The 8,291-nt window shown below is 56.5% G+C and carries 6 protein-coding genes; all 6 read left to right on the top strand.

Annotation, left to right across the window (positions count from 1 at the left end):
• Positions 1-1,310 precede the first annotated feature (1,310 nt).
• On the top strand, positions 1,311-6,023 hold the full coding sequence (locus ACI5KX_RS14030; protein ID WP_406811276.1) for an RHS repeat domain-containing protein: 4,713 nt from the start codon (positions 1,311-1,313) through the stop codon (positions 6,021-6,023).
• The gene (locus tag ACI5KX_RS14035; protein WP_406811277.1) at positions 6,024-6,314 is read left to right on the top strand and encodes a DUF6968 family protein; all 291 of its coding nucleotides are present in this window, start codon (positions 6,024-6,026) and stop codon (positions 6,312-6,314) included.
• Between the two features lies 1 nt (position 6,315).
• Positions 6,316-6,576 (top strand): hypothetical protein, encoded by a 261-nt coding sequence (locus ACI5KX_RS14040; RefSeq protein WP_406811278.1) that lies wholly within the window; start codon positions 6,316-6,318, stop codon positions 6,574-6,576.
• 63 nt (positions 6,577-6,639) lie between these two features.
• Positions 6,640-7,485 (top strand): hypothetical protein, encoded by an 846-nt coding sequence (locus ACI5KX_RS14045; RefSeq protein ID WP_406811279.1) that lies wholly within the window; start codon positions 6,640-6,642, stop codon positions 7,483-7,485.
• Between the two features lie 53 nt (positions 7,486-7,538).
• Positions 7,539-7,901, top strand: coding sequence for a TrbC/VirB2 family protein (locus ACI5KX_RS14050; RefSeq protein ID WP_406811280.1), 363 nt, complete (start codon positions 7,539-7,541; stop codon positions 7,899-7,901).
• A 162-nt stretch (positions 7,902-8,063) separates the two neighbouring features.
• On the top strand, positions 8,064-8,291 hold a 228-nt coding region (locus ACI5KX_RS14055; protein ID WP_406811281.1), incomplete at its 3' end, for a type IV secretion system protein VirB3.

An 8,291-nucleotide genomic window follows, 5' to 3' on the forward strand; every position in this document is an offset into this window, starting at 1 on the left:
GTGATGCGAGTACGGTAGATGATACAGCTCGCAGCCTCGGCAATGGTCAATTGGGACGTCAATTAGGCAAGCCACGAAGGAACGAAACAATGACGTGGCTGGGACCGGGAATCTGGCGGGGGGATAATCTAAGAGCGTCAAGCGCAGAGAACAGAAATGCGGGAGTGCCTTGTTCGCCCCTGAGCATTATAAAGCAGAGCGTGAACGTCCGAAATTGGGCGTGAAGTGGACGTTTAAGCTATCGTCCGCGACTGAGACGGAAGCAGTCGCGCACACTCGCTAAGAAAGTCACACAATTTCATTGGCCGGTAGCCTTCGATAACGGGTGTGATCATTTAAATATATGGCAGACCAGCTGCGAAATTGGGTATTGAAATAGTTGCCGGAGCATTATCAAGCACAACCTTTGGTATTTTTCGGTCATTTTCGATTTGATAGAGTTTCTGTGTATGATATTTTCGGGGCTTTCATTGGCTCTGAAACCATAGATATAAAAGATAAACCGACCATGTTTGCTATGGGGTTGGTCGAGCTGCGTTCCCGCCTCTCGTGATTCTGGGACAATCGAGATTGATGAAGATTAAGTGAGAGAATGCGCTCGACTTCGCTGTCCGTTTTTAGGCGATGAGTTGCCGAGACTCCTGCGTCAAATCAAACAGTATTAATCGTCGACTATATTGTTGCGTTTTTCACCTTCAAATCGATTCGCATCTTAAGGATCGCATAGGTCTTGACCGTGACCTATTGATATTGGACTGGCGGTGTGTGGATGCGGCCTTTATTTTTTCTTAAGGGTTAACGGAACAAACGGCGGATTTCCGTAGCCTACAGCCCGCATGGCGCAGGCAATCGGATATAACCTCTTGAATTACAACTCAGGGCGTGCTCGCTATTTCCCCTCAGAAAAGACAGGGGAGCGGGGATGTGATACGTTTATGGACAAGCGAGAGTGAGCCACTTCATCGGAAACAGCGTTTCCTTCTCGCTTCTGCGTTGCTGCCTCTTCTTGTGCTAGCGACGCCTGCAGCAGCAAACCCGCTTGCGCTTGCGACCACTTTTTCAGCGCTGCCCATATTGATCTCAGTTCCGGTTTCGAGCAGTTGCTTTCGCTATATCTACGATGAGAATGGCAACAGGCTCACGAGCGTCACGTCGAATGTAAGCACTAGCGGCACTACTTGGGGCAGCGCGACATATGGTTGTGCTGTCTGGGGCGCGTGATGGTTAGCTTGGACCATGCTCGTCACAAGCATATGCAGGTGGGCGGTGCCGGTTTGACAGTCGCCTCGTCCGACCTCCAACAATCGATATTGTATCTCCGACTGCGCCCCATCGTGTGCACCGAGACAGAATTATTTGTGCAGCGCTCGACAAGAGCTTTAGTCCTTAAATCTCTCGGCGGCTTGCTATTCTTCTTCTTGCTACTTGGGCTTTCGGCGCAGCTATTGCCCAGTTCGGCACTTGCACAATCGGAGGAAACCGCTGTTCCCATTGGGTGGGAATCTTTGCCCGGTCCAAGCGGGATCTTTGGATCCGCAGACGAGGCTTGTTTCGCCCAATGGAAAAAGTTTATGGACAATGGCTATTCGCGATATATCGGTAGCTATGCAACGGGCGATGATTGGAAGACCAGGCATTGCCTTTGGACGCAGTGGCAGTACCTTTGCTTGGATGAGAATCCGGGCGCTGGTTTCAAGTGCGGTACGATCTATCCGGACAGGGTACGGGTGGTATGCCCTCAAGATTACATCGCAACGCGCGACGGATATTGTAGGCTATCAGCTGCTGCGGAACGGCCTTGTGATCCTTGCGAGGAAGACGGCAGGACCAACCCGAAGATCGGGAATCCTGTAGTCATATCCACGGGCGCCAAGAGGCTTGAGGCGCTTGATTATTCGTCTGCTGACGGGCTGTTCCAGATCAGCCGGCAGTATCGAAGCTTTCAAGTTGGAAAGCCGATCCAACAAAGCGTGCTTCCACGCGCACTACCAAAGGGATTGGATGGCTACTGGAATTTCTCATTCAATCTCGAGATTCAGCTTGGCGTCTTTGCTGGCTCGCCTTCATCTCCCGATGCAACCGTTGCGATCCTTATGCCGGATGGAACCGGATATGGCTTTGTCCTCCAACCTGATGGTAGGTGGCTGGAGGATCCTGGTGCCGGAGCGGGAAATAGATCGAACAATCTTAAGCTTGAATATGTTGGCACTTTGCCATCCGACCTAGGAACGGTCCGAGATGCGGTTAGTACTTGGAAACTGACCGACCGAGATGACACGGTTTGGACCCTCATGACGCGGGTCGGCCCCAATGGCGGTCACCATAATTTCGGCTGGCCAATTCTGATGGAGGCGAAGAGCGGCTACCAACAAACTTTCACCTATGCAGGCGATAGCAGTCTCTCTACGATCTCCGACAGCTTTGGACGCACGGCGAGCTTCACTTGGGAACAGTTCGAAATAACGACGATTTCGAAGCCGCCTGCAAGTTCGCTACCGACTCCCATCCGCATCAGTTCGATCGATCTGCCAGACGGAACTTTCCTGAATTATGTTCACGAAGAGGTTCCCCCTCCAGATCCGGTCGGTCGATACGGCGGCAGCAAATGGCAGTCGACTTGGGCCGGCGGAAGCGCGCCAGGTAGCGCCAGGTCTGTTATCAGAGTGGTGCTCCCTAAGATGCACAGGCTTAAGTCAGTTGAGCGGCTTTCGGCAACTGATATCCCACTCGATTCAGTGACATATCTCTACGAGCACTCGGTATACGGCAAGAATGTCACAGGCATCGTTGACCATCGTGGCGTGCGAGTGGCCACCTACGACTACGATTCGGCCGGTCGCACGACGTTGACACAGGGTGCCGAGGGCACGAATGCCAAGAGCGTAGCTTACGGGATGAATGGATCGGCCCGAACACGGGTAGTCACCCATGAGTTAGGAAAACCCGAGACCTATACCTTCAGCGAGTTTTCCTCCAACGACAAGGATTACCGGCTAACGGGCGTTACCAGTGACGCAACAGACGAAACCGAAGCGAGGTCGGCCTCTCTTACCTATGGCACGAATACATTTATCGCGAGTACTACCGACGAGGAAGGTCGACTGACGACCGTCACACGCGACGCACGCGGACGCCCAATTAGCTTTACCGAGGCAAGCGGTACTGTGGATGCGCGGACTACCACAATCACTTGGGACACGACCTTTAATGTGCCGACAGCGATTGTCGCACCGGGATTGTCCGAGACGCGGGGATATGACGTCGACGGGCGCCTGACATCACTGACCCTGACCGACGCGACCACCCACTCTCTGCCATATCCGACCAGCGGTCAGACCCGGACCTACACCTTTAGCTGGGATGCCAATGGTCGCCTGCTTTCCGAAAACGGACCATTGCCTGCGAGTGGTAGCGACGACGATCTGACCAGCTATGCCTACGATGCGAGCGGCAACCTGCTTACGTTCACCAATCCGCTCGGCCACGTCACAACCTATGGCGGTTACGATGCCAATGGTCGACCGGGCACGGTGACGGATCCCAACGGTGTCGTAAGCACCTTCGTCTACGATCTTCTCGGGCGGCTGGAGACCGTGACCATCGAGCATCCGACCAATCCGGCGCTCAATGCCACGACTGCAATGACATATGACGAGGTCGGAAACCTCACCCAATTGACATTGCCCGGTACCGCGCCGCTGATCATGGAATATGACGCAGCGAACCGGCTGACAGTGATGCGCTCGGCCAGCGGCGAGCGTTGGGAATACACCTATGACCTGATGGACAACGTCGAGCGCGAGACGGTCAAGCGCACCAATGGCTCCACATCGGTACTGGTTCGCCGCCAGTTCGACGAGCTGGGTCGCCTGCTGCGCGAGACCTTCGGCACCCGTTCGCCTGCCAAGTTTGGCTACGACAAGGTCAACAACCTTCTCCAAATCACCGATCCCAACGGGTTCGCGACCACCTCGTCGGTGGATGCCCTCGACCGTGTCGTGTCGACCGTCGCGCCCGATGGCGGATCAATGGTTTCAACCTATGACGATCAGGACAACGCGCTCACCTTCACGGATCCGATTTCGGTGACGACAGGGTTCGTCTACAACGGATTTGGCGAGGTGATCGAGGAAACATCTCCCGATCGCGGGACGAGCACCTATGTCTACGACGCTTCCGGCCTGATGACGCAGTCCACCGATGGTCGCGGACAGGTCGTATCCTACACCCGCGATTTCCTCGGGCGCGTCACCCGGATGGAGCCGCTTGGCCGCCCTGCTTCTGAAGTGATCGAATATCATTGGGATACAGGTGGCCTCTCGGGTTCCCACGAGATCGGTCGGCTCGCCAAGGTCGTCGATGGCTCGGGCACAACCCTTTTCCGATACGACCATCGCGGCAACCGCACGGCCAAGCAGCAGGCGATCGGCACCAGCGCCACAGCGCTACTGACCTACGAATACGATGTCGCCGACCGGATCACGCAAATCACCTACCCTTCGGGCCGGTTGGTGCGATACGGTTATGACGCGCATGGACGCGTCAACCTCGTCGAGACCAAGGCCGATGCTGCTGCGCCCGTGTGGGACACCCTAGCAAGCGGCCACCAATACGAACCCTTCGGCCAGATCAAGTCGATGGCACTGGGCAATACGCTTGCGGTGACAAACGAGTGGGGAACGGACGGCCGCCTCGCTGCGCGCAGGCTCTATCCCACCTTGGGCGGCAACGATCTTTCGCATCTGGTCTATGGCCGCGATGCGGTCGGGCGGATCGGCGCCATCGCCGACCAGGTGACCCCCGCCAATTCGGTGCTCTACGGCTATGACGAGGTCGGGCGGTTGATCATGGCCGTGTCCGACGGCGCGAGCGCAGCAGGGGAAACCTACACCTACACCGCAGGTACCAACCGGCTCGAAAGCTTCACCGACGCGAGCGGGACGCGCAGCATAACCTATGACGGGCGCGGCAACACGTTGAGCGAGACGCGCCCCGGCGGGATCGCGGTGACCGCGACATATGACGGCTACGGTCGGCTCGCGAGCTACGACCGCACCAATATCGGGGCGCAGAGCTACGCCTATAACGGCCTTGGCGACCGCGTGCGCGTCAACAAACCGACGGGCACGCGGCACTTCGTCTACGATGCCTGGGGCCGGGTGATCGGCGAATATGGCGCATCGGCGCTCGACGTGAAAGCCGAGTTCATCTGGGCGATCCCGCCTGCGGCCAACGACAACTCACCGTTCGGCGGCGGTGATGAAATCGCAGGTTTCACCCCGCTTGCGCTGGTGGCCGAGGACGCCTCGAACCAGCTGGAACTCTACTGGGTCCACGGCAACCATCTCGGCGTGCCGATCGTGACGACCAATGCGCAAGGGCAAGTGGTGAGCCCAGGCAACGACTTCCTGCGCCCCGGCTTTCCCGGCCAATCGCAAGTGCTGAGCGACCTATATTACAACCGCGCCCGCGACTACGACCCGGTCACGGGCCGCTACATCCAGGCGGACCCGATTGGCTTGGCCGGGGATGTGAACCCGTATGTCTATGCCGGGGCGGATCCGGTTAATGCGATTGATCCTCTCGGATTATTCAAAGGCAACCCGGCAGATTTTGCGCCAGTGCGAGCGCCGTCTGCTTTTGCCACGGCGGGTTTCGGTTTGGCGTTCTTGGGGTATGTTTCGAACGAGTTTATTGTTCCTGCTCTGCGCGGGGCACTTTGCCCGACAATGGGGCCGCCGAATAGGAGGCAGTTTGAAGACTATGGAGTTGGCATTGGACCTGACGACGACGATGATCCTTGCGCAGCCCAACTGGCGCTTGATCAAGCTAAATGCCAAACAGTTTGGGAGAGCGCAGCTCCCTCTGACTATGAGGGCTATTCAAAAACGGAAGGGATTCGAGCTTGCAAGCGGTCAGCATTTGACAGGTACAGCGAATGCCAAGCCAGAGGAAAGCCGAGAAGCCCTTTATCGCCAGTGCCCGGCCAGAGTCGTCGGAACCGCAATATACATGGACGTTAAATGCGTATGGTTGATGTATTCGCCAAACTTGATTTTTTGTTCGGCACCCACTCCATCAGGGACAAGGGTGAAATACGTATTTACTCGCCTCGCGCCAATGAAGATGGCACATTTTATTGTGAAGTAGAATTCGACGGCGTCGAGAAATTCAATAGATCGATTACAGGGGATGATGAAATTCATGCTTTGGAATGTGCTGTAGTATACGTCAACGGGATACGGAATAATTCCAAGAATCCTGAATTTTTTTGGTCGAACGGTGACTCAATGTTTGTTGAGCAAGTTGGGTAGTGTGCGGTTTTCAAAAGCATCGAAGCGTGACGATAACTGCACCAGTTTCGGCGGGCAGAGCTACACTTATACCAGCCTCGGCGATCGAGTGCAGGTCGACAAGCTGACGGGCGCGCGGCACTTCGTCTACGATGCATGGGGTCGGGTGGTGGCCGAGTACGGCGCTTCGGCGCTCGACGTGAAGGCCGAGTTCATCTGGGCGATCCCGCCCGCGGCGAACGGCAGCGCGGACACAATCCATCTTCAACACAATCCGCAATGAGAAGGGAAGCACGGAATGCGCGCTGTACTTGGACTAGCACTTTTGGTCGGATCGCTCCTCGCTGTGACAAACCCAGCCCAAGCCCAGCAATGCACCGTTCCCAACACCCTCGTGAACGGACAGGTCGCCGACGCGACCGAGGTGATGGACAATTTCAACGCGGTCGCGGCCTGTGTCGACGACACGCGCGACAATGCCGTCACCCATGAGGGCACGCCCGCTCCCGGCGAAATCGCGGTGTTCGACAGCGCGACTGGGATCACCGGCGGTGATCTTACCGGCGATGTGACCACCTCGGGCGGCACCGCGACGACGCTTTCTACTACTGGTGTTGTGCCTGGTACCTACACCAACGCGACGATCACGGTCGACGAGAAAGGTCGCGTGACCTTCGCAGACAGCGGGGCGCTCGGCGGAGGCGGAGGACAAGGTTCGCTTGCCACCAAGTATGTCGTCGCAAACGCCGGAGACAGCTTCATCGACGTGAAGCTCGATGCCGATGACGGCTACGCGTACCGCATCATGGTCAAGGGCGCACCCACGGCAAGCAGCCGCGTGAGATTCCGGATTTCGGATGACAATGGCCAAACGTACTATGATGCGCCAGGCTATTATAAGTCTTACACTTCAGGTGCCGAGTCTTCGATAGATCTTACCAGCGGTCGCACCATCTTGGCCGGACGTAATACCATCATCACCTTTACAATCGCGGGAATGAACGTCTCGACGCTTGAGGCGTTTGCTGTGGTCGGAGAGGTGTTTGGCGTGGATACTGGGACGAGCAATGTCCTTCGGCATGTTGGCGGCCATAACAATGGCGCCGGAACAGGCAATTTCAACGCTATCCGGATCTTCGTACTGAGCGGCACCATGGATGACTTCGCGGTATACGTTCAGCGCGTGTATTAGCTACGCAATCGGATCAGCGGCATGTTCGCCACATCGAGATTTGGAGCACTATTATGAGTTCGATTGCCCTGGCCATCGAATGGCTCGGCAGTCTTGTTGCCGGGCCTGCAGCAACAACCATTCTGGGCCTTGCGGTGGCCCTCGTAGGGTTTGAGTTGCTCACGGGCAGGATAGCGATCAGGCGAGGTTTCTGCGTTGTGATGGGCGCTTTCGTGCTGATCGGATCAGCTGGCATCGCGCAGACCCTGATTTCCCTTCACCCACAACAGTTGTCGCCGGCGGCACCTCCGGACAAGCAGTTATCCGGCTATGACGCCTCCCCTCGAGACTCACTTGAGGAAGCCGGGCAAATCCCGCCCCAAGTTCAGCGGGGGAATCCATTCGATCCGTACGCGGGGCATCAACAAACCAATTGAGAGGCACATTCTGATTAGTCTGGCTCCGAACTTAAAAGAAGTATCACGTTGTGTATTGTACTTTGGCCAGCGCGATGAGTAGTCTTCTTGCAATTCGTGTAATCGGGCCATGCAATTCGCTGGCATTCCCGCACTTTCCAGGATCCGCATTCGAGGTCGCAAGTGTTTGAAGAACTCCGTCGCGACACGCTGTTTGTAGCGCTGACCCGCCCGCAGATGTTTGCCGGGGTGACGTATACGTTTTTCGTGATCAACGCGATCATCGCGGTCGAGCTGTTCCTAATCTTCAGGGCATGGTGGGTGCTTCTGGTCGCGGTCGGAATCCACGGGCTTGGTATGCTCGCGAGCCTGCGCGATCCGCGGATTTTCGATCTCTGGATCACGCGCGTG

The organism is Erythrobacter sp. GH1-10, from assembly GCF_045363165.1.
GTDB lineage: Bacteria > Pseudomonadota > Alphaproteobacteria > Sphingomonadales > Sphingomonadaceae > Erythrobacter.